The 20,843-nt window shown below is 42.7% G+C and carries 24 protein-coding genes; 1 reads left to right on the forward strand and 23 read right to left on the reverse strand.

Annotated elements, in window-relative coordinates; all coding sequences use genetic code 11:
* Nucleotides 1–61 precede the first annotated feature (61 nt).
* The 17 genes from CN378_RS12305 to CN378_RS12375 all read right to left on the reverse strand — a co-directional run bounded on the left by CN378_RS12305 (nucleotide 62) and on the right by CN378_RS12375 (nucleotide 13,975).
* Entirely contained in the window at nucleotides 62–574 is a 513-nt protein-coding gene (locus CN378_RS12305; protein WP_098352301.1) for a DinB family protein, read from the reverse strand.
* A gap of 31 nt (nucleotides 575–605) precedes the next feature.
* Nucleotides 606–1,733, reverse strand: a complete 1,128-nt coding sequence (locus CN378_RS12310; RefSeq protein WP_098352303.1) for a metallophosphoesterase — start codon at nucleotides 1,731–1,733, stop codon at nucleotides 606–608.
* A 102-nt stretch (nucleotides 1,734–1,835) separates the two neighbouring features.
* Nucleotides 1,836–2,231, reverse strand: a complete 396-nt coding sequence (locus tag CN378_RS12315; protein ID WP_098352359.1) for a nucleoside 2-deoxyribosyltransferase — start codon at nucleotides 2,229–2,231, stop codon at nucleotides 1,836–1,838.
* Between the two features lie 25 nt (nucleotides 2,232–2,256).
* Complete coding sequence (locus CN378_RS12320; RefSeq protein WP_098352304.1) at nucleotides 2,257–2,541, reverse strand: P-loop NTPase family protein; 285 nt, start codon at nucleotides 2,539–2,541, stop codon at nucleotides 2,257–2,259.
* Nucleotides 2,542–2,657: 116 nt separating this feature from the next.
* The gene (locus tag CN378_RS22625) at nucleotides 2,658–2,819 is read right to left on the reverse strand and encodes a hypothetical protein (RefSeq protein ID WP_179884884.1); all 162 of its coding nucleotides are present in this window, start codon (nucleotides 2,817–2,819) and stop codon (nucleotides 2,658–2,660) included.
* A 133-nt stretch (nucleotides 2,820–2,952) separates the two neighbouring features.
* Nucleotides 2,953–3,444, reverse strand: coding sequence for a DUF421 domain-containing protein (locus CN378_RS12325; RefSeq protein ID WP_306471866.1), 492 nt, complete (start codon nucleotides 3,442–3,444; stop codon nucleotides 2,953–2,955).
* A complete protein-coding gene (locus CN378_RS23090; RefSeq protein ID WP_368731160.1) occupies nucleotides 3,432–3,644 on the reverse strand; it encodes a DUF421 domain-containing protein in 213 nt (70 codons plus the stop codon). The genes CN378_RS12325 and CN378_RS23090 overlap by 13 nt, the downstream gene beginning before the upstream one ends.
* Before the next feature lie 111 nt (nucleotides 3,645–3,755).
* Nucleotides 3,756–4,346 (reverse strand): kinase, encoded by a 591-nt coding sequence (locus CN378_RS12330; protein WP_257141122.1) that lies wholly within the window; start codon nucleotides 4,344–4,346, stop codon nucleotides 3,756–3,758.
* Between the two features lie 78 nt (nucleotides 4,347–4,424).
* Nucleotides 4,425–6,728, reverse strand: coding sequence for an RNA polymerase recycling motor HelD (helD, locus tag CN378_RS12335; RefSeq protein WP_098352306.1), 2,304 nt, complete (start codon nucleotides 6,726–6,728; stop codon nucleotides 4,425–4,427).
* A gap of 301 nt (nucleotides 6,729–7,029) precedes the next feature.
* Nucleotides 7,030–7,425 (reverse strand): nuclear transport factor 2 family protein, encoded by a 396-nt coding sequence (locus CN378_RS12340; RefSeq protein ID WP_098352308.1) that lies wholly within the window; start codon nucleotides 7,423–7,425, stop codon nucleotides 7,030–7,032.
* Between the two features lie 55 nt (nucleotides 7,426–7,480).
* Nucleotides 7,481–8,188, reverse strand: a complete 708-nt coding sequence (locus tag CN378_RS12345) for a M48 family metallopeptidase (protein WP_098352310.1) — start codon at nucleotides 8,186–8,188, stop codon at nucleotides 7,481–7,483.
* A gap of 3 nt (nucleotides 8,189–8,191) precedes the next feature.
* Nucleotides 8,192–8,701, reverse strand: coding sequence for a YehS family protein (locus CN378_RS12350; RefSeq protein ID WP_098352311.1), 510 nt, complete (start codon nucleotides 8,699–8,701; stop codon nucleotides 8,192–8,194).
* 149 nt (nucleotides 8,702–8,850) lie between these two features.
* Nucleotides 8,851–10,044, reverse strand: a complete 1,194-nt coding sequence (locus CN378_RS12355; RefSeq protein WP_098352313.1) for a sensor histidine kinase — start codon at nucleotides 10,042–10,044, stop codon at nucleotides 8,851–8,853.
* A gap of 155 nt (nucleotides 10,045–10,199) precedes the next feature.
* Nucleotides 10,200–10,817: an HAD family hydrolase gene (locus tag CN378_RS12360; protein ID WP_098352315.1), complete on the reverse strand. Its 618-nt coding sequence runs from the start codon at nucleotides 10,815–10,817 to the stop codon at nucleotides 10,200–10,202.
* Nucleotides 10,818–10,971: 154 nt separating this feature from the next.
* On the reverse strand, nucleotides 10,972–11,511 hold the full coding sequence (gene lepB / locus CN378_RS12365) for a signal peptidase I (RefSeq protein WP_098352316.1): 540 nt from the start codon (nucleotides 11,509–11,511) through the stop codon (nucleotides 10,972–10,974).
* Nucleotides 11,512–11,671: 160 nt separating this feature from the next.
* Complete coding sequence (locus tag CN378_RS12370) at nucleotides 11,672–12,574, reverse strand: cupin domain-containing protein (protein WP_098352318.1); 903 nt, start codon at nucleotides 12,572–12,574, stop codon at nucleotides 11,672–11,674.
* A gap of 99 nt (nucleotides 12,575–12,673) precedes the next feature.
* Nucleotides 12,674–13,975, reverse strand: a complete 1,302-nt coding sequence (locus tag CN378_RS12375) for a D-serine ammonia-lyase (RefSeq protein ID WP_098352320.1) — start codon at nucleotides 13,973–13,975, stop codon at nucleotides 12,674–12,676.
* Nucleotides 13,976–14,101: 126 nt separating this feature from the next.
* Here CN378_RS12375 and CN378_RS12380 point away from each other — a divergent pair, with 126 nt between their 5' ends.
* On the forward strand, nucleotides 14,102–14,878 hold the full coding sequence (locus CN378_RS12380; protein WP_098352322.1) for a putative hydro-lyase: 777 nt from the start codon (nucleotides 14,102–14,104) through the stop codon (nucleotides 14,876–14,878).
* 59 nt (nucleotides 14,879–14,937) lie between these two features.
* On the opposite strand, the gene CN378_RS12385 is transcribed toward CN378_RS12380, so the two are convergent.
* From CN378_RS12385 to CN378_RS12410, 6 genes are all read right to left on the reverse strand, one after another.
* On the reverse strand, nucleotides 14,938–16,356 hold the full coding sequence (locus tag CN378_RS12385) for an MDR family MFS transporter (RefSeq protein WP_098352323.1): 1,419 nt from the start codon (nucleotides 16,354–16,356) through the stop codon (nucleotides 14,938–14,940).
* Nucleotides 16,357–16,381: 25 nt separating this feature from the next.
* On the reverse strand, nucleotides 16,382–17,008 hold the full coding sequence (locus tag CN378_RS12390; RefSeq protein WP_257141123.1) for a TetR/AcrR family transcriptional regulator: 627 nt from the start codon (nucleotides 17,006–17,008) through the stop codon (nucleotides 16,382–16,384).
* A gap of 172 nt (nucleotides 17,009–17,180) precedes the next feature.
* Nucleotides 17,181–18,086, reverse strand: a complete 906-nt coding sequence (locus tag CN378_RS12395; protein WP_098352325.1) for an ABC transporter substrate-binding protein — start codon at nucleotides 18,084–18,086, stop codon at nucleotides 17,181–17,183.
* A 24-nt stretch (nucleotides 18,087–18,110) separates the two neighbouring features.
* The gene (locus CN378_RS12400) at nucleotides 18,111–18,848 is read right to left on the reverse strand and encodes an ABC transporter permease (protein ID WP_098352327.1); all 738 of its coding nucleotides are present in this window, start codon (nucleotides 18,846–18,848) and stop codon (nucleotides 18,111–18,113) included.
* A 4-nt stretch (nucleotides 18,849–18,852) separates the two neighbouring features.
* Nucleotides 18,853–19,845, reverse strand: coding sequence for an ABC transporter ATP-binding protein (locus tag CN378_RS12405; RefSeq protein WP_098352329.1), 993 nt, complete (start codon nucleotides 19,843–19,845; stop codon nucleotides 18,853–18,855).
* An 18-nt stretch (nucleotides 19,846–19,863) separates the two neighbouring features.
* Nucleotides 19,864–20,514 (reverse strand): ABC transporter permease, encoded by a 651-nt coding sequence (locus tag CN378_RS12410; RefSeq protein WP_098352330.1) that lies wholly within the window; start codon nucleotides 20,512–20,514, stop codon nucleotides 19,864–19,866.
* Between the last annotated feature and the right edge of the window lie 329 nt (nucleotides 20,515–20,843).

Here is a 20,843-nt window from a genome sequence, read left to right on the forward strand (position 1 = left end):
ATGAAATGACCAATTTAACTGCAAAACATCTTTCATTTATTGGACAAAAACTAGTGATCTACTACTTTTCAGAAAGTATCTTTCTAATCAGCCGGATCTGCCCACGATGATTGATCTCATCTTCAAAAACGTGAAACCAGATGAAATAGTTATTCGATGGATGGGTATCCCATGATCTGTTTTCAAAGAGCCAATCATCATTTCGTTCAGCAAGTTCCCTGAGCGTCCTGCTTCTGACTTCATTAAGTTTTTCCAGGTAAAATTCTAATGGAAACCCCTTTATATTCTGTCTTCCTTTTTCACCAAGACTATAGGCTGCACCCCATTCATCCATTTCTTGTTCATTTGGTCTTCTGTCATCGAATAGCTCTATTTGAAAACCTTTTTCAACTGCCGCCATATGTAATAATAGCGCTCCAATGCTGTTTCCATCCTCGCAAGGTAAAAAATCCAGTTCCGGACAGGTTAACCCTTTTACACTATCCAAGGTGGTTTTTCTCACATACTCCATTTGCGTGACAAGATAACTGATTTGCGGACTAAGACCCTGTCGTGTGTCTATCGTGAATTCCATAAAATGTGTCACCTCAATTTTTTGACATTTTTTATCCAGTAGTCGTCAATTCACTTTTTTTCTTTTGGAGGAGGACGTCTTTAGGCACCCATCCTTCTGACCCGTTTTTCTTGATTAAGTCGAACCCTGTGCAGCTATTGTCTACAACAGAAATGGTCTCTCCTTTCTTTACGGATAACTGGGCACATGAAAGATCCATTTTCGCAGAGAAATCCCCTTGTACATTGTGGTGAATATACTCATTCTTAACGTATAAATGTTCAATCGTTCCAGCTTGTTTACAAAGGGTGAAATGTTCAAACCGTTTAAGGAGGACCAAATCATAGTGTGGGTAAGAGATGGTTCCCTCCATCTTCTGTTCTGAAATGAAGTCCTTCACTACTTCATAGTGTTCATGATGATCCGTATAAATATGGGAAAAAGAATCTTCTTTCATTGTTCTATGTATGATAAAAGCATTTAATTGACCTGTCTGTTTAATGACGTTGCCTCCATCGATGGCGATGATTTTTTTATCCTTATTCACTATCGGATTATTCGAAGGAACACTCTTGGAATAATTGACGACCGGCCAGTGCCCAACAATGACATACTTACCTGAACGATGAGATTTTCCCATGAATGCGGGCATCGTAATGGCAGCTAATCGATCCGTATCCCTCCAATCTTCTTTATCCTCAAGACCGGCATGAACGAAAATATAGTCGTCGGTTTCAATCGCAGTCGGCAAATCCATCAGCCAGTTAATTTCAGCAGAGAAATGATGTGTCAGGATTTTCTTCACTTCTTGAACCGTTGTATCTTCTTGCATTTCGAATCCCACTTCATCAAGCCACTCATTTAGGATGGAATGTTTTCTTGAGCTTATGTAGTTCATCAATTTAGGATTCTCTTCAAGAAGATCCTCCACCAATGTGTCGCAATTCCCTTCCGTTACATGGACGTTTGAGTGACGCTCTTCTAAATCCATGACATATCGGACTACCCCTTTACTGTTACTCCCTTTTTCACAAAGATCTCCGTTAATAATTAAATAATCCTCTGAGCCGATATTCACTTTTTCAAGTAGCTCCGTAAACAGGTTCAGATCTCCGTGGATATCCGAAATCACAATGATCCTTCCTTGACGGGGAATGCTTAAACGTTTAATTTTCTTCAATGGGATGCTCCTTCCTTAAGAGTTGCTTATAATCTGAAATGGTCTTTTATCAGCCGGCCTGACTAAAAAACGTGTGACATAATAAATCCCTTAGTAGATCATCTACCTTTTTGTGTTAGTTTCCAACGTGTAAACCACTAAATCCTCTATACTCCCCGAATACTTTTCCACTTCCGGTAAGTGGTAAAAGGTAGTTGAGTTAGCGAGGTCATGTAATTCATCATTTTGTGAATACAAAATGACCCGTTTCCCATGTCCAATGGCAATGCCAAGTTCGACGTGACTCCCTTTCCCGCCGGGGAGGAGAATGATGACCACATCTGAATCAAAAATGGCATTCTTCTCTTTCAGACCGATTCCTTGAAGTTCTTCAACTGTCGACGCCCGCTCATTTACGGTCCAATCATACGTATGGATACAGCCTTCCCGTTTCAACTGTTCACTTACGTAACGTACGAGATCCTTATTTGCGAAGCTTGAAGCCAGATAAAATTTCATGGTGTCTTCACTCATTTATTACTCACTACTTTCTAAACAGTTTACGTTGCTTCATGTAATCGATTGCCTTTGTCTTGTTTTTTTGGTTGGCCACATAGGCTGCTTCGTTCTTATCCCTATGATAGGTGATGAGCCTTTCTTGGGGAAGAGCACCTTTTAGGATGGCTTCTTTCACAGCGCAGTTCGGCTCCGTATTATGAGTGCAATTCGTGAATTTACACTTGGTTGAAAGTTTCACGATATCTTCAAATGTATCGGGAGTATTTTCTTCGGGATTCATGATTTCAATCACTTTTTTATTAGACTTCATTATGGCTCCTTTCCGGTTTTCTCTCGCCTGAATTCTTTGAATAGTGGTGGAAGAAGGTTAATAGATTAGCGGAGTGTTTAATAGGATGCATTTTTCTAATTAAGATCTAACGGCAATCAGAAACCCATCGTCAGGAAAACAATCAAGGCGAGACCTGTAAACATATAAGTTGAATATTTCCTTCTATCAGTCCCGACCCTCGGCTCCCAAAGACCGACAGTGATCAGATACACGCCAAGCAATCCCATAACAAAAGGGAATAGGAAGAATAAACCCACTTTCGTTACCCCCATTCTTAGAATCCACTTATTGAAATTGCACAATATATATTCCAATTATTCCAAATTATTGTTCAAAACACAATCCTTTCCCATATAAAGAGGTGCCAACCCATTAAGGATTGACACCTCTCTATTCCTTCAACCGATCACTGCGCTGATCAATGTAAATGGTCCCGTCTTCCTGAAGTTCGACATAGAACACATCTTGAATCTTAACCTGGAAGTAGTTGAGCTGATTTCGCAGCCACTCTTCAGTTATCCCCACTTCCTTTAGGTTTTGGTATAGGATGTTTCCGTCGACAACTAATTCTGTTGGGATATATGTTGGTTTTCCACTGATGATATTCACGTCTTTTTTGGTTAATGGGCGATTCCCGGACTTTAAGGACACGGTTAATTTTCCATCTGGTTCAAAGATGGCTGTATCGACTTCATTTATTGAGAAAACGTTTTTTTCTCTTAAGAGCATGCTTAAATCGTCCATATTAAGGTGATGTTTCCCTAATGTATCCTCTAGTATTTTTCCATCCTTTATGACAATGACGGGCTGACCATCAATGAACACACGCAATTTCGGAGATTTCAATCCGAAATAGGCGACAAGGAATGTTAAAAAACCCACCAAACAAGACTTGTCAGACCGTTAAAGAAATGCGTCTTTGATTCCCCTGCAATGTCAGCAGCGATAGAACCGATGGTTATCCCGGTAATGTAGTTAAAAAAGGTCAATTGGCTTAATTGTTTTCGTCCAAGTAAGCGTGCGAGAAGAAGAAGAACCAGGAAACTCGCAGTGGAACGAACGATCATTTCTAAGAAATCCACATGGAACAATTCGGTTCGACTCCTAATCGTTTTTTATTAGTATTGTTTTATACGCTTCTAATATACTTGATACCGGGACGATTTCCCTTTCATTTTTGAAGTTTCATTGCCTTATGAAGTTATAACCATATCCGCCTTTTCCACTGGATGATAATGATTTATATAATAATCCTCAGCTTTCCAATATCTGTTCCTGAATTTCGTGATGTTCTGTTTCGTTTCTGGTGATTCACGGTTAAATCTAGTGGTTCGTGGACAATCCAAATAGACAACCTTATCAAAGAAATGCTTCCATTCTTTCCGTTGAAGGAATACCCCTTCTATAATGATCAATCCTTCCACAGGTAACTGAATGGTCCTGTTTTCATGAGTGTCCGTGTAACCATCATAAAAAGGGAGAGTGATTTGTTCTACTTCCATCAGCTTCTGATAAAAATGGGTTACCAGCCATTCCACATCCCATTGCAAATGAAAGTATTCCTGCCATTCTGCAAAACCCGTTTCATAACGGCGTTTCCGTTCCACAATATGATCATCGATATGAAAAATGTGATATTCACTGCCTTCTTCATTCAACATTATCCTTAATTGATTAACAAGAGTGGTTTTCCCCGAACGGCTTAAACCGTCTATCCCTAAAATATACCTTTGCTTTTCACTCCCAGAAGTAATCATCTTCAATCGCTCATGATCAAGCTTCATCGTCTTCATTCCTTTCAATGAGGGACGGACCTTATATTTCAGAGCAGAATCCCTCTATCATAGGCTTTCCGCTACATTTTAGAGGTCCGTCCCTTCAATGAAGGGGCTGGGGGTGCCGATGCTGTAGAGTTTTAGTTGGTGCATGGCTCTTGTGCAGGCTGTGTAGAATAGTCTGCGGAGGTTTTCGTGACCGTACGATTTAGCTGAGGCGTCATATATGATGACGGCATCGAATTCGATTCCTTTAGCCAAATATGCGGGAATGATGATAACTCCCTGCTCGTATTCCAGAGAGGCACTTTTCATGAGTTTTATGTTCCCTATATTTTTTAAGGAATCGTATACCCGTTCACTTTCTGAAGCTGTTTTACATATGACGGCGATGGAATGATAGCCTTGATCCTGCCATTTCCTAATATTTTCTATTATACGGTTATGGAGATCAACGCGGTCTGTCACTTTTGAGAGTGATGGTTTTTCTCCGCCCCGATCAAAAGCGGTGATTTGTTCACCGCCTGGTATAAGCTTTCGGGTGAATTCAATGATCGGCTTAGTGGACCGGTAGCTCTGTGTCAAGTTGATCAGTTCCGCCTCTTCAGAACCATATAACGAGGTCAGATTGCTGAAATCAACATGTTCATTGGCATGAGCAAAGATCGCCTGATTAAAATCTCCGAGGACAGTCATTTTGGCTGAAGGAAATAACCTTTTGATGAATTCAAATTGAAAAGGTGAATAATCCTGGGCTTCGTCTATGAGCACATGTTTAATTTCTGTATTGGTCTGGAAACCGAGAACCAGCTCTTTTAACAGTAGAAAAGGGGTTGCATCCTCGTAATACAGATGCCCCTCGTCCAACATGTTCAACGTAGAGTGACAGATTTCCTCCCATTCTTCAGGTGTCTCCCCATTCATAAATGAACTTATTTTCATGGGGTCTGCAAAGAGTTGTCGGTAAATCCCTTTAACATCCACGTATTGAAGCCACTCAATCTGTTTGCGCAGCTTCTTATATTTCTTTCGGACAATCATTCTCCTGAGTGCGTCATACTCTGCTTCATAATCATCAATGATATTTTTCTTCCGTAATTGCTTCCTGGCCTTATAATATTCTTCATTGCTCATCAGCTCGATAGCTTCTTCCACCCATGGTTCCATACGTTCACGTTTCTCTGCTTCATCGATTCGAGTACTCAGCCATTCAGTCAGCTTACCGAGTCTATTATGGAAGCGGAGTGAGCTATCACATGTATAAAACCGTTCCGTGATCTCTTCGGACGTGACAATCTGCTTACCCCTGAATCTGACTCCCCTGAATTTCATCCCGGATCTTTCAAGCGATATCCGATAGGATTTAATAACCTCAAAAAAATCAGTACTTGCCTTGAATCGAATACCAGCAGTCCTGATCCTGTAAGTCTGGCTGTCGCCCTCATTATCTAAAACATATTCCAATTGATCATAAGGACCCTCCACTTGAAATTCCTTACTTAAACGGTGGTCCAAATACTCCTGGAATGTCACCTGTTCCATGTTTTCTTCGCCGAGTTCAGGCAGTACTTGAGATACATAACTATTGAACATGGAGTTTGGCGAAAACAGGACGATTTGATCCGCCTTCAATGTTTCCCGATACTTGTAAAGCAGGTAGGCAATCCGCTGGAGGGCAGCTGAAGTCTTACCACTTCCTGCAGCTCCTTGGACAATGAGAAGCCTGCCATGGTCATGCCTGATGATCTGATTCTGCCTCTGTTGAATCGTAGCGACAATGCTGTGCATGTAGTTGTCTGATTGCTTACCGAGGACCTCCTGTAAAATCTCATCCCCAATCGTCAGACTCGTATCGAACATCGACTGGATCACACCATCCCTGATGAGAAACTGCCACTTTTTCTCAACGTCCCCTCGAATGACGCCTCCCGGGGTGACGTATTCTGCCGGTCCGGGTGGATAGTCATAATACACGCTGGATATCGGTGCCCGCCAATCGTAAACTAGGAAATCCTCCCCGCTTTGATCCGTCAGTGTAGAAATACCGATATAAACCTTTTCAGTATCCGCTCCCTCTTCTTTGAAATCGATCCTCCCGAAGTATGGCTTCTCTTTCATTCTGCGTAAGGCATTTAATTTCTTTGCAGCCTGTTTATGAGTGCTCTCGGAAACGGTCAACGATTGAGCTTGCTGTCTTAAGGCGAGAACGGTTTCCAGAAAATCATCGAATGTATCTGTGTTTACTTTTACTTCATCCCAAAAATGTTTACGGATCTCCACCACTTCCTCCTGGCGACGTCCCGTTTCATGTTCCAGCATTTCTATTTGTTCCTTTATACTTCCAATGACAAGGTCCACTCGTTTTTGCTCATGGCTCATTTCAGCTTTCATCTAAGCACTCCTTCAGTTAAAAAATAGGGGTTGACGAATGAATAGAATTCGTTGTATAATTATTATTGAGGTAATCTGAATACATTTATATAAAAAATAAGTGTTTCTGTACTAATTTATCATATTCACCATACATAATCAATAAAAATTTAAACCTGCCCGACTATATATTAGTAGTTGAGCAGGTTTTTTCATTTTCACAAAGTATACATACGTCACTCCCTGGTACCCCATGAACGATGATCAATGATCGCTTCTCACGTTTAGACCTTAATCGAACCTTCATTTCTCATGAATGGACCTAAAATACCCCGTTCTCATTAATGGTATCTTCCGGAATAGGTTGACCTACGTCCCATAATTCAACGATTCTACCATTCTTGAATCGAAAGATGTGGACAACAACTGCTCCAATATCGTCTGGATTTTGCCTCACATGTGAATGAATCGCCACGCCATCTCCATCTTCCAACGCTCGTTTGACTTCGAAAATCTTTCCTGGGTTCTTTGCTGCATTATCTTCCATTGCAATCATTAGAGAATCAGCATCTCCGCGAAAATAGGGATTGTGGTGGTGAAAATCTTTCCCTATGTAGTTCTTAAATGCTTCCCGGACATCCCCCGCCGCAACGAGTTCTAAAAACGACATGGCTATTTCTTTCATGGACATTCCTTGATTATCAGTCACTTCACTCATCCTTTCAATTCAAAAAAGACCCTACTCTCTGTTTAAAATTCACTGAATGTGTTCATTACAACGTCATCTTCCAACTCGATCTTGCCAGCCATTGCTCTTTCTCTTTATAATCCGGCACGAACTTCCCTACCAGCCTCCAGAAGGAGCGATCGTGGTTCAAGTGAATCATATGGCACATTTCATGGACAACCACATAGTCGATGACATCCTGAGGGGCCATGGCCAATTTCCAGTTGAAGGTCAACTGTCTTCTTCCGTCACACGTTCCCCAGGTTGTTTGGCTGTCTGAGATGCGCACCGACCGGTGCTTGGCCTTGAATTTCTCCTGGTGAATAGAGATGCGCTTTTCTACGAGGGACTTGCACTCCCTGTAGTAAAAACGTTTCAGCGCCTGTTTGATCCGTTCCTCATCTTGCTCTTTCACATGGATATTAATCCGCCCCTCCCCAAGAGTCACATGGTCCCGGGAAATTTCAGGATTGTGATGAACTTCAATGGGAAAGCTCTCCCCCAGATAAAGGAAAGGCTCACCATGCTGGTAACTCTTCACCTGCGGCCCATTTAAGCGCCCCTTCAATTCTTTCGATTTCAACATTATCCTATCCCAATGATCCTCCAGCAACCGGATGACAGACTCATCTTTTGTTCCTTTAGGTGCATGGACTTCGATGTGGCCATAACTATCGATATAAATGCCGATGGACTTACGATTTTTATATTTCAAATCATAATGAATGGTTTCACCTGAATACGTATGGTTCATCTCTTAACCCCTATAGTTAATTGCGAGTCCTTTTAAGAAATTACGTGCATAACGATCACCGCATACCCGATAGTTCTTATGGCCTTCTCTTCGCAGGATCGCACCTAGTTCACCTTTTGTGATCGTAACGTCTGCCAGTTCCAGGATTTCGATCATATCTTCACTTGTTAAGGAAAGAGCTATTTTCACTTTCTTAAGCAGGAGATTATTCACATGTTCATAGGATAGTGCCGGTCTCTCAGGCTGACCAGGCTTTGGTTCCTGCTTACCTCTCTTGAACGTAATAAAACCATTGAGAAAGGACTCAAACATTTCATCGTCGCAATGGATATGCTCTTCATCATCTACGCCTTCTTTAAAATCGTCTTCATCCAACGACTTCGTGAGGACCTTCAGCACTTCTTCTTTTGACAAATCAAAGCCGCCAAGTCTAAAAATTTCTACCATCTCTGTATTTTTTATATCGAGAGCGTAACGCAATCGAATGAGAATATCGTTATTATCAAGATTCATCTGAAAACCTCCTGGGTTTTGGCACATTATTAAATCATTAGCTTACCATTTTAAGTTGAGAAATAGAAGCCTGCATTTCTACATGTCAGGGCCATTCCGTCCATAACACAGTTGATGATGGCTGTTTAAGGAAACAAAAGGTCCGTCCCTCAAGATGCGATCGGGAATTGAAGGGTTACAGTTGTGCCTTTATCAGGTGTGCTGTCAAATAGAATTTTACCGTTGAATTTCTCTACGATATTAAAGCATATCATAAGGCCGAGTCCGGTTCCTTTGCTTTTTAAAGAGTAGAACGGGGTACCGAGGTTAGCAAGTTCTTCTTTCGTCATCCCTTTGCCGTTATCTGTAATCCGCATGATGACATAGCCCTTTTCTTTATGAACTTTAACGGAAACGGTTCCGGTATCCCGGGATGCCTCAATTGCGTTTTTGATCAAATTAATGAACAATTGCTTCATCTCGATGGAATTGGCAAAGACGTTACATTCCTTACCCACGTGAAGATGGATGCTATTATCATTCAATAAACCGTACATTGTGAGGAGCTCCGTGACATCCATAAGAACAGTCTCCACATCGATCTTCTGCACCTTCTCTACAGAATCAGGCTTTGAGATACTCAGGAATTCAGAGATGACGTGCTCTGCCGTATCAAGCTCATTGATCATAAGGGGAAAATTCTGCTTTTGACTGAGTGCTTCATCTTCTGCATAGTACTGCAAAAACCCTTTGACGACGGTCAGGGGATTCCTTATTTCGTGTGCGACAGCAGCCGCCAGCTGTCCCGTCGTTCTCATCCGTTCTGCCTGCTGTACCTGCTCATAATACAACCGCTGCTTCTGCATGCGAAGATCTGTTAAATGGAAGATAAAGTACAGCAGGATCTGACTGGCGATGAAGTTCACCACATTCCCTGTCATATCTATATATATGTAGGGGTAGAATTGACCTTTATCTATCCATCCAATATAACTAAAAGTAAAGGCAATGAAACCTATATTTAGTACGAGAGAAAAGAAGAAGAGCTTTTTGTCAAAAAACAAAATGGAAAAGGCCGGGATGAAGCAAAGTAAAACGAAATCCGACCATGTTTCCGGGTAAAGATAAAACAACGTATAAAAATACCCTGTTGAGGATATCACCGTCATGTACCTCAACCAGGTATTCTCATATCGGGGATATAGAAGCAGACAGGTAGAAATGACGATGACCATCACACCATGGATCACAAATCTTGAATTAAACGGGTTATCAATCACCAGTCCTGCCACCATCAATAAGATAATAAACGAAATAATCATATAATAATATTTTTTATGTAACCGATCATGGAATTCTTTCATTATAATCTCCTACTAGTAATCTACAATTCTCCCATTCAATGACAGGATATTGTAACTATCTTACAAAAATAAACGAAAGTCAATGCCGGCCCGTCCCTGAAGACGTGAAAAAAGGTCAAAAAATCAACCAAGATTCTTTGACCTTTTTCATATAGTCAGAACATGTCCAATAGCTCTTCAAATGATTCGATCTTATATTCGTAAGTACCCGCTTGCCCGAACCCATATGCTGCATAGACAAAGGGAATCCCGGCATCTTTGGCTGCTTTTTGATCTCCTTCTGTATCGCCTACATATACAGCTTTCTTTAAGTTATTCCGCTCCATGATAAGTTTGATGTTCTCGCTTTTTGAAAGTCCAGTCCTTCCTGGATTTTCATAATCGATAAAATGCTTATCCAGACCGTGAAAGGCATAGAAGGATTCGATATAGCCGTCCTGGCAGTTGCTGACGATAAACAGTTTATATTTCTTAGACAACTCGATTAGGACGTCCTCAACATGATCATATAACCGGCCGCCACGTTCACGCAGGTGGGGAATTTCATGTTGGGAAAGCTCTTTCAAAAGCTGCTCCCTTCCTTCTTCATCTAACTCAGGAAACAATATTTTACCAATCTCCTTTATTTGAAGCCCCATGGTCCCTTCCAGATGATCCCTCGTAATACCATGCTGCACACGCCTATTCCCTAAGATGACCTTATTCCATGCTTCAAGCACAGAATCAATCGGGTCCCACAGTGTTCCGTCAAGATCGAAAATGATGCTGTCCATTCGAGAATCCCTCCAAATCCTTCACCTTTTTCTGTATGGTATAAAATTACATTTCATACGAGTCTAGTATATCAAAATATGATGGACAACGTTTGCTTCCCTGTTTCATTCCATCATGCCTCTAACTCATTTTTAAGCGGGATCGGAATTCTTCCTAGTTCTTAAGGATCTTCATCTCATTGACCGGCCAATACACAATATTCGTTGTCCCCACTACCTTATCGATCGGAACCGAACCGATTTGACGACTATCCTTGCTGTATCTCCTATTATCTCCCATGACGAATAACTCGCCCTCGGGAACCGTTCGTTGTCGAACCGGTGTATCCTCCAAGGTAAAGTCAGGGGTCAATGCCCCCATCACCATTTGTTTTTGGTTTTCAAGGTATGGTTCATCATAAGGTTTGCCATTTATGTACAGCTTATCGTTTTTATACTCAATACGGTCACCCGGCAGTCCGATTACACGTTTAATATAATCCTCCTTTTCGGTTGCGTGGAATACGATAATATCAAAGCGCTCCGGTTTATCCATCTTGTTTACAATCATCCGGTCATGATTGAGTAAAGTCGTGTTCATCGAAGCTCCCTCTACCACTATGGGAACCACGATAAAGGAGCGAATCAATACAGCTAATACGATCCCTATCAACAGGGGTTGAGCCCAGCCGATTATGCTACTTTTGCTTTTCAACGTTTCATCCTTCCCCTCTCTTGTAAACTCACAATCTTTTGCCGCAACACCGCTTTATTTTAACATACAATCCCTGATATACATCATTCATAAAAAGAATTCAAAGCCAAAAAGGATGCAGAACCAAGCAGACTCCGCATCTATTTTGGGCTCCGTATTTTCAGTACCGAGCATGCCCTTCCTCAGCAGCAATGGCGTCAGCCTTGGTTACATGGACCGTACCCCGCGGATGCTGTGGAGGTGCATAAATCGAGTACAGCTTGATAGGGGTATTCCCGGTATTGATGACATTATGCCACGTTCCCGCCGGAATCATGATGGCAAAGTCCTGCTTCACCCTTTTTTCATACGTTAAGTTATCTTGACGATCACCCATTCGGACAATTCCTTCCCCTTGCTCTAAACGCAGGAACTGATCAATATTCGGGTGGATCTCCAATCCAATATCTTCCCCGGGGTTGATGCTCATCAAAGTGACCTGCAAATGTTCTCCTGTCCATAAAGCCGTACGAAAGGTGTCATTCTGAACGGTGGCTTCATCAATATTCAAAGAATAAGGATTTGGTCCATAATCCTTTGATATCACCCTGCTCTCCTCCGCTGCTCGCAGCGCACCTAATCTTCCTGCATGCTCCCATTCATCCCTGCACGTGTTCACTAAGATCTCATATGCTGCGGAATGCTGTGCCTGCATGCTGCAGATACGGAACTGCTCATAATCCGCCAATTCCGTTTCATACCCTCTCTGAAGTCCCTCCCGATAAGAATGAAACGGAATCCTTTCCACCTGATAAACCGGCTGTGTGTCAGTGAGGGAAGTATATAAATTTGTCAACTCCCACCAATGTCTCTGCTCATCTTCCATCATTCTCATAAGATCCTGACGGTCGTCTGGATTCGGTGCAACACCGGCCAATCGATTATATAAATCAACAGTAGAGGCCTTCCTGCTGATACCATTAAGCAGGGCATTCACAAAATGCTGAGGATTATCCCCGCTTCTTGTGGACATAGGTGTATAAGGGTGTGCCTGATATGAATAGGTAATCGGTAAATTGTACATCGTGATCAATCCCTTCTGATTTTTACCACGATATCATATGCGCGGTTTCAGGAGTTGTGCATATGCCCATTTTCTCTGAATGGCTTTTTTCACGATGTTTTACTCTACTAAATATCTTTTTCCTTTTGCCACGTACTCTCCCATTATGAAAGGTGGGACAAGATTTCCTCCTGTTGCCCATACTAAGTGAGTCGCTTTGGCGGATTTGACTTGAAGCATTGTAAGATGCTTCTGTACGGAAGGCATTGTTGGTCCGATCATACCGGCAAGCGCAGATGGTTCAAGTGTGATCGATTCTGACGTTTGTAAAAGGGCAAGCATCTTGAACAGGTTTTCATCGGTGACTGTATATATCCCGTTCACCAGCTTTTCCACCATTTTTCCTGCAAGGGCTGATGGACGTCCCACTGCCAATCCATCAGCCTCGGTACGATTGCATAATCCGATGTCTTTAACAGAAATGTTTTCATGCTCTCCAGTTGCAAGCCCCAGGAGCATGCTTGGGGATTGCACGGGTTCTGCAAAATAGCAATGAACATGTTCACCGAATACATGTTTCAAACCATATGTGACCCCACCGGGACCCCCGCCCACCCCGCACGGTAAGTACACAATCAACGGATGTTCCCGGTCCACTTTTATCCCCTCACTGTCAAACTGTTCCCTGAGCCTTACGGCAGCGACCGCATAGCCCATAAAAAGGTCCTTTGAATTTTCATCATCTATGAAAAAACAGTGGGGATCCTTCCTGCACTGCTCTCTCCCTTTTGTGACAGCATGGGAGAAATCTTGTTCATGCTCGATAACAAGCACTCCCTTGTCTCGAAGGAGATCCTTCTTCCATTGTTTCGCATCCCGGGACATATGGACGGTCACCTTAAACCCGAGGGCGGCCCCCATGATCCCGATACTTAAACCAAGATTCCCCGTTGAGCCTACAGAAATGGAATATCGGGAAAATAATTTCTTGAATCTGTCATTTGCCATCATAGAATAGTCGTCTGTCTCTTTCATCCACTTTTGTTCAAGAGCGACCGTTTCAGCCAGTTTTAATACTTCATAAATGCCGCCCCTCGCTTTAATCGAACCTGCAATCGGAAGCTCATTGTCACATTTCAGGATTAACTGCCCATGTATCGTCGATTTCTTATAATCCTGAAGTGCTGTTTGCATGTTTGCAAGGTGTTTGAGGGGGGACTCGATGATTCCGTTTTCCATTTCCGGGAATACCTGTTTCAGATAAGGAGCAAAACGGGTGAGACGATTCTCCGCTTCGACGATATCCTGCATCCCTTTCCCTGAAGGGATGCAGGCTTCCAGGGAAGGATTCGCCCAAAACGTTTCTTTAGAGCTTTTTAAATCTGAAAACAAGTCCGGAGCGAGGTGAAAACTATTTTCCATAAGGGGGGATTCCTCCTAAAGCAACTAGATGATTACTGCTAACGTAACACAAATATGGTTGGATGATATGATAAAATGATAAAGATTCTTCAGATAATTATAAATATATAAGAGGAGCCTGATTCCATGATACCTTCAGAACTAAGATCCAATATCCGAAACGGAAAGCACCAAGCCCATACCTCAGGCTTCTGTCAGGACTACGTACAAGCCAACCTGGTTGTCCTTCCGAAAGAATACGCCTTTGATTTTTTATTATTCACCATGCGCAACCCAAAATCCTGCCCGATCATCGAAGTGCTTGAACCAGGACAATTTCAATCGAGATATGCCCAGGATTCCGATATTCGTACTGACATCCCTATGTACCATGTGTATAAACATGGGCAATTGATTGAGAAAAAACAGCGGATCGATGAGCTGTGGAGGGATGATCTTGTCAGCTTCCTCATCGGATGCAGTTTCACATTTGAAAGCCGGCTCATCAAGGGGGGCATACCTATTCGTCATATAGAGGAAAATAAAAATGTAGCGATGTATAAAACCAACCTCCAGACAAATAAAGCGGGTGTATTTGAAGGCCCGATGATCGTATCCATGAGACCCGTACCCGATTCACTCGTACAAAAAGCGGCGGACATCACCTCATTATTTCCCAAGATGCACGGGGCCCCTGTGCATATCGGTGACCCGGCTGAAATTGGAATACATGACATCACACAACCCGATTATGGTGACTTTGTGGGAATCAGAGAAGGAGAGACTCCTATCTTCTGGGCATGCGGAGTAACACCTCAATCAGTGGCACTTCATGCGAAGGTACCATACATGTTGACTCATTCCCCAGGCTGCATGTTCGTGACAGACTGGAAAAATGATGAGTATTTGAAGGAAGAGAAATAAGAAGAGGGACGGACCTTCTGCTTATAAAAGCTGAAGGTCCGTCCCTCCTTGATCACTTATTATTGTGCACCACTTCTAACCTTTCCGGGTCGGCCGCTTTTTATGAAAAAGGAGAGCATAAGTCCTGCAATGGCTGTAATACCGGCAACGATGAATGAGACGTTGACTCCATGAATCATCCCTTCAAGCCCTTTGGAAGGTTCTGCACTGGTTGTCATCACTGTTACGAGAAGAGCAGTTCCAACGGCACCTGAGACTTGTCTCATCGTGTTATTCATGGCCGTACCGTGTGGAATCAGGCTTCTGTCCAGCTGGTTCAGCCCCGCGGTAGTCACCGGCATCATGACCATGGCCACACCGAACATCCTGATGGCATTGACAATCGCGAGATACATGAACGTTGTGTCAGCCGATAAATTCGTAAACATAAAAGTCGTGATCGTCAGAATCGAAAGCCCGATGATGGCAAGCCACCGTGCACCGAATTTATCAAAGATCCTTCCGGTAATAGGGTTCATTAACCCCATCAAGAGCGCCCCGGGCAGGAGCATAAGTCCCGATTCAAAGGCCGAGAATCCAAGCATATTCTGCATGAGAAGAGGAAGTACGGTCGCAGCTCCGATCATTGCGATGAATACAACCATCCCAAGAACGGTCGTTAGCGTGAACATCTTATTTTGGAACACGCGGAATTCCAGGATCGGCTGCTTGAGCTTAAATTGTCTGGTGATGAACCAGAAAAGCGCCACGCCTCCTATGATCATCGAGATAACAACTTGAAAACTTCCCCACCCTTGACTGCCTGCAATACTGAATCCATATAATAAGCCTCCAAAGCCAAGGGAAGACAGGATGATGGAAAGGATATCGAGTTTCGGATACGTTTGTTTGGTCACGTTCTTTAAAATGAAATAGGCGACGATAAAATCAATGATGACAATCGGTAAAATCACATAGAATAAACTTCTCCATGGGAATTGTTCAACCAGCCATCCCGAAAGCGTCGGACCGATTGCCGGAGCGAAGGAAATGACAAGTCCGAACATCCCCATGGCCGCTCCCCTTTTTTCCACAGGATAGATAAGAAAAAGGATGGTTTGCATGAGAGGCATGATGATACCGGCTCCCGATGCCTGTATGACTCTTCCTACCATTAAGAAACCGAAGTTTGGTGCAATGGCACAAATGAGCGTACCCCCTGCAAACAATCCCATCGCACTTAAAAACAGCGCTCTCGTCGTGAATCGTTCAATAAGGAATGCCGTAATCGGAATCATGACTCCGTTGACAAGCATGAAGATGGACGTAAGCCATTGGGCGGTACTCGCATCAAGATCCAGATCGCTCATGATATGAGGGAGAGCCGTCCCTAATAAGGTTTGGTTAAGAATAGCTGCGAATGCCCCTGAAATCAGGACGATGAGCAACGGTGTTTTATTAAAACTTTCGGATTGAGTATCAGTGTCTCTGCTTTTCATGTTCTCCCTTCTTTCTTTGAAATGATTACGGGGATTTACACAACCCTCTTTTGATCATGTTCATTTCCTTCACATATTTCTCCATGGCTTCATCAAGCGTCAATTCATCTGAGATGCTCTGCACAAGATTATGGAAGGTGACGGCTGAGAGGATTTGCAATACATGATACAAATCTTTTTTATTTTCAATATTGAACAGGTCTCTATTGACCAAACGAAAGATTTCCTCATAACGCTCATCGATCGTTTTCCTGGTCAAAGTCTGAGTGAAGGTTTTTTCTATTTTATAGTTCATATTCAACAATACATTTCGGATGAAGTTATTTTGTCCATTTTCATAAGAAAACTCCAGCATGGAATGAAACATGATCCTCGTAGCTTCGAACAAATCTCCTTCATGTGCTCCCAGCAGAGAAATGAACGTTTCAAACCGTTTACGGGCATGTTCCCCCACCAGGTAGAAAAAGGCATCTTCTTTATTTTCGAAGTATTGATAAAAGCTGCCCCTCGGGATGCCGGCCGTCTTTAGGATGTTTGCAATCGAAGCTTCGTATAACGAAACCCTGGAGAACTCCTTCTTGGCTGCTTCCACCAATACGTTTCTTTTCTCTTCCCTTAAATTGAAAAAAGTAGTCTTAGGCAATGCTGCCATTCCTCCTTCATAAAAAAATGACACCGTGTCATATGGAACATTCTCCACTTTATGTGACACGGTGTCATATGTCAAACGAAACGTTTTATTAAGCTTCATTATTTATAATAAAGAATCATCTTCCCCAAGAAGGACTGAACCAAAACTGGTCCAGTCCTCCCTATCGTCTTTATTATTCTTTTATTAAGTCGTTCTCTACGAGCCAATCATGGGCCACGACAGAGACGCTATTTCCTTCGATATCCACTTTGTAGTTCAGTTTCCGCATAATGTCACTATTGAGTTTATCTGCTAATTTTGCGGTGATTTTTTTAATTTCGGGATACTTTTTGTAAACATCTTTGTTGATGCTGACGGCTGCCCTGTATGGCGGGAAGAAGTTCTTGTCATCCTTTAAGGTCACAAGGTCATAATCAACGATGGTTGCATCCGTTTCAAAGGCAACCGATACATCCACCTGGCGATTATTCAACGCTCTCTGGGTCAGGCCGAGATCCATTTGTTTAATTTGCCCGGAACCGAACTTGAAACCATACTTTTCCTCCACACCCGGAAGACCATCTGGACGATTAGCAAATTCGGCATCGGATGCCATGGTCAATTTCCCGGGGTGGCTATTGACATAATCAGCTAGATCACTGATGGTTTCGATTCCCAATTTTTTTGCCTGATCTTTATTCATAGCAAGAGCGTAAGTGTTGTTCACATTGGACATATTCATCCAATGAATCCCCCTTTTGGCATCAAGCTCTTTCACTTTTTCGAAGGTTTTCTGGGGATCTGACATGGGATCCTGCCCCATGTATGTGATTAAGGCAGTACCCGTATATTCCCACATCATATCCACCTGCTCATTTTCCAGCGCCTTACGTACGACGGTACTTCCGAGATTGTTCATTTGCTTGACCTTAAATCCCTCTTCTTTCAGAAGAAAAGCTGTCATCTCGGAAAGTATGTATTGCTCTGTAAAGTTCTTACCACCGACGGATATTTGTTTACCGCCTATCCCGACATTTGAACAAGCGGTAAGCATAAGTATAAGGGACATGATTGCGACCCATTTCAGCTTCTGTTTCATGAATCTCACCTCCTCGTTCAACCATTACATTTCTAATGTTTGTTTAGTCCCTTTAGGTACAACTACTCTTTCGATCCATCTCAATAATAAATCAACCAGAATAGCCAGTATGGTAACCGGAATCGCACCGGAAATTAAATAACCATTGTCAAATAATTGAATGCCTGTAAAAATCCAGACGCCCAATCCTCCGCCTCCCACGACATAAGCAAGGGCTGCGGTTCCTATGTTCAATACAACCGCTGTTCTGATTCCGGCCAGGATCGAGTATGCTGCGTTTGGCAGTTCGATCCGGAAAAGGATTTGATAAGGCTTCATCCCCATCCCTCTTGCAGCGTCAATCAGGTTCTCGTCAATCGAGTCAATTCCGGCCACTGTATTCCGGTAAATCGGTAGTAGAGAATAAATGAACAGGGCAAATATGGCTGTTTTAAAACCGATCCCCAATATACTGATCATAAGGGCAAGAACCGCCAAACTTGGAATGGTTTGACCGAAATTGACTGTATTGGATACAATCCACTCCGCTCTTCTGAACTGTTTCCTGGTAATCAGGATGCCCGCCGGAACCGCAACGACCAGAGCCAGTAAAGAAGATACAAGGACCAGTTGAAGATGCTGTTTCAATAAATGGAGAAATGTCTTGGATTGACTGAACATATAATCAAAATATTGATTTTTAATTGCCCAGAAAAAGAACAGGATGACCAGTGCATACACAGCGTAACGGACAATATTGCTGACAACCTTTTTCGTGTTCACAGAATCATCCTTTCTGAACCACGTTCGATTTTCCTTTGATTTCATAGTGAAGATATTTTTGAACCAGATCGATGGTTATCGCGCCTAATTTATTCCCATGATCATCGGTTACGATTACCTGATCAGCTTCCTGATTCAAGAGCATCGACAATGTATTTCTGAGGTCATGATGAACATTGATGGTCTTTGTATCAGGAATGGATTCATCATATGCTGCTAAACCTATGATATTTTCCAAGTTCGATATCGTATGCAGGCTGAGACTCTTGATGGCACGATCTTTCCCAAAGAACTCATAGACAAAGTCACTCTTTGGACGGACGAGCATTTCCGAGGGAGTATCATATTGCATGATTTCGCCACCTCGTAATAACACGATCTTGTCAGCCATCTTAATCGCCTCATCGATATCATGACTTACAAACAAGATGGTTTTCTTCACTTCCCGTTGTATCTGCAGGAATTCATCCTGAATCTTTTCACGTATAATCGGATCAAGAGCCCCGAATGGCTCATCCATCAACATAACGGGAGGATCTGCGGCAAGTGCACGGATCACACCAATACGCTGTTGTTGTCCCCCCGATAATTCGTGAGGATATCTTTTACCAAATTTATCCCCGTCAAGCCCGATCATGTCCATCAGCTTATTGAAGCGCTCCTTCTTCTCCTTCTTGCTCCAGCCCAACATGTCGGGTACGATCATGACGTTCTCTTCTATGGTCATATTCGGGAATAAGCCGTTACTTTGAATGACGTAACCGATTTTTCTGCGAAGTTCAATCTGATTTAATTCCATTGAATCCTGACCGTCGATGATGATCTTCCCGTCGGTTATCGATTCCAGCCGGTTCACCATCCGTAGTAAAGTGGTCTTCCCACATCCCGATGGTCCAAGTAATACGACGATATGACCTTCCTCTACGGTAAAGTCGACACCTTTTACAGCTGTGACACCGCCATCATATGTCTTCGTTGTTTGATCAAACGTAATCATAGCTTCACCTCTTCCACTTTATGCAATGCTTTTTGGTGTGTAACGTTTCTGCAACCATAACAAAATCGCGTCTGCTATCATGGCTAAAATCGCCACGGCAACCGATCCACTGATGATCAGATAGTTATCACCCCTGGAAATCCCCTGGGTGATTAGGACACCGAGGCCGCCAGCACCTATGTAAGCTGCGATTACACCAATTCCTATATTCATAACAACCGCCGTACGTATTCCTGCCATAATCACTGGAAAGGCATTCGGTATTTCAACTCTTAAGAGACGCTGATGGGTCTTCATTCCGACCCCCTTCGCTGCATCGCGCATTTCAGGGCTTACATTCCGTATTGCAGTATATGTATTCCGTATGATCGGAAGCTGAGAATAAAGCACCAATGCCACAAAGGCAGGAACAAATCCAATTCCCTGATTGATGATAGAAAAGATCGGAATCATCACTCCAAAAAGAGCAATACTCGGAATCGTCAGCATAACAGACGCAATCTGTAACACAGTTTCCGCCAAATAATCATTTGTCGTTAAATAGATTCCCAAAGGTACCCCGATTAAAAGCGCCACGATAATCGCAAGTCCAACAAGCACCGCATGCTCTATGGTCAAATCAAGGATCCGAGGTGCATTGACCTCGAGGAATTTCATCCATTTTTCCAAAAGTACAGCCTCCTATATAAATGTATTTTTGGCCAAAACAAAAGCCGTCCAGGACCGAGAATAATCCTGACGACCCACGGAGTTAGTATAACCGTATAAATGCGCCAACATTCTTTTACCCTTGTTGTCGAATTTTGAAACATTTTGTCATTCGGAGGAGCGGTGGCCTAAGGTGATTCTGATTATTCAATCCTAATGATTAAAGTCCAGGATATAAGCGAATAAATGAGTTGACATTTCACTAATAGATAGATAGCCCTTGTAACTGTGTCACTTCATAAAAAAAACCCCTTCCTTTTAATCAGGAAGGTAGACTAACCTAAATTAAT

The sequence above is a fragment of the Bacillus sp. AFS015802 genome (assembly GCF_002561455.1).
Lineage (GTDB): Bacteria > Bacillota > Bacilli > Bacillales > Bacillaceae_B > Rossellomorea.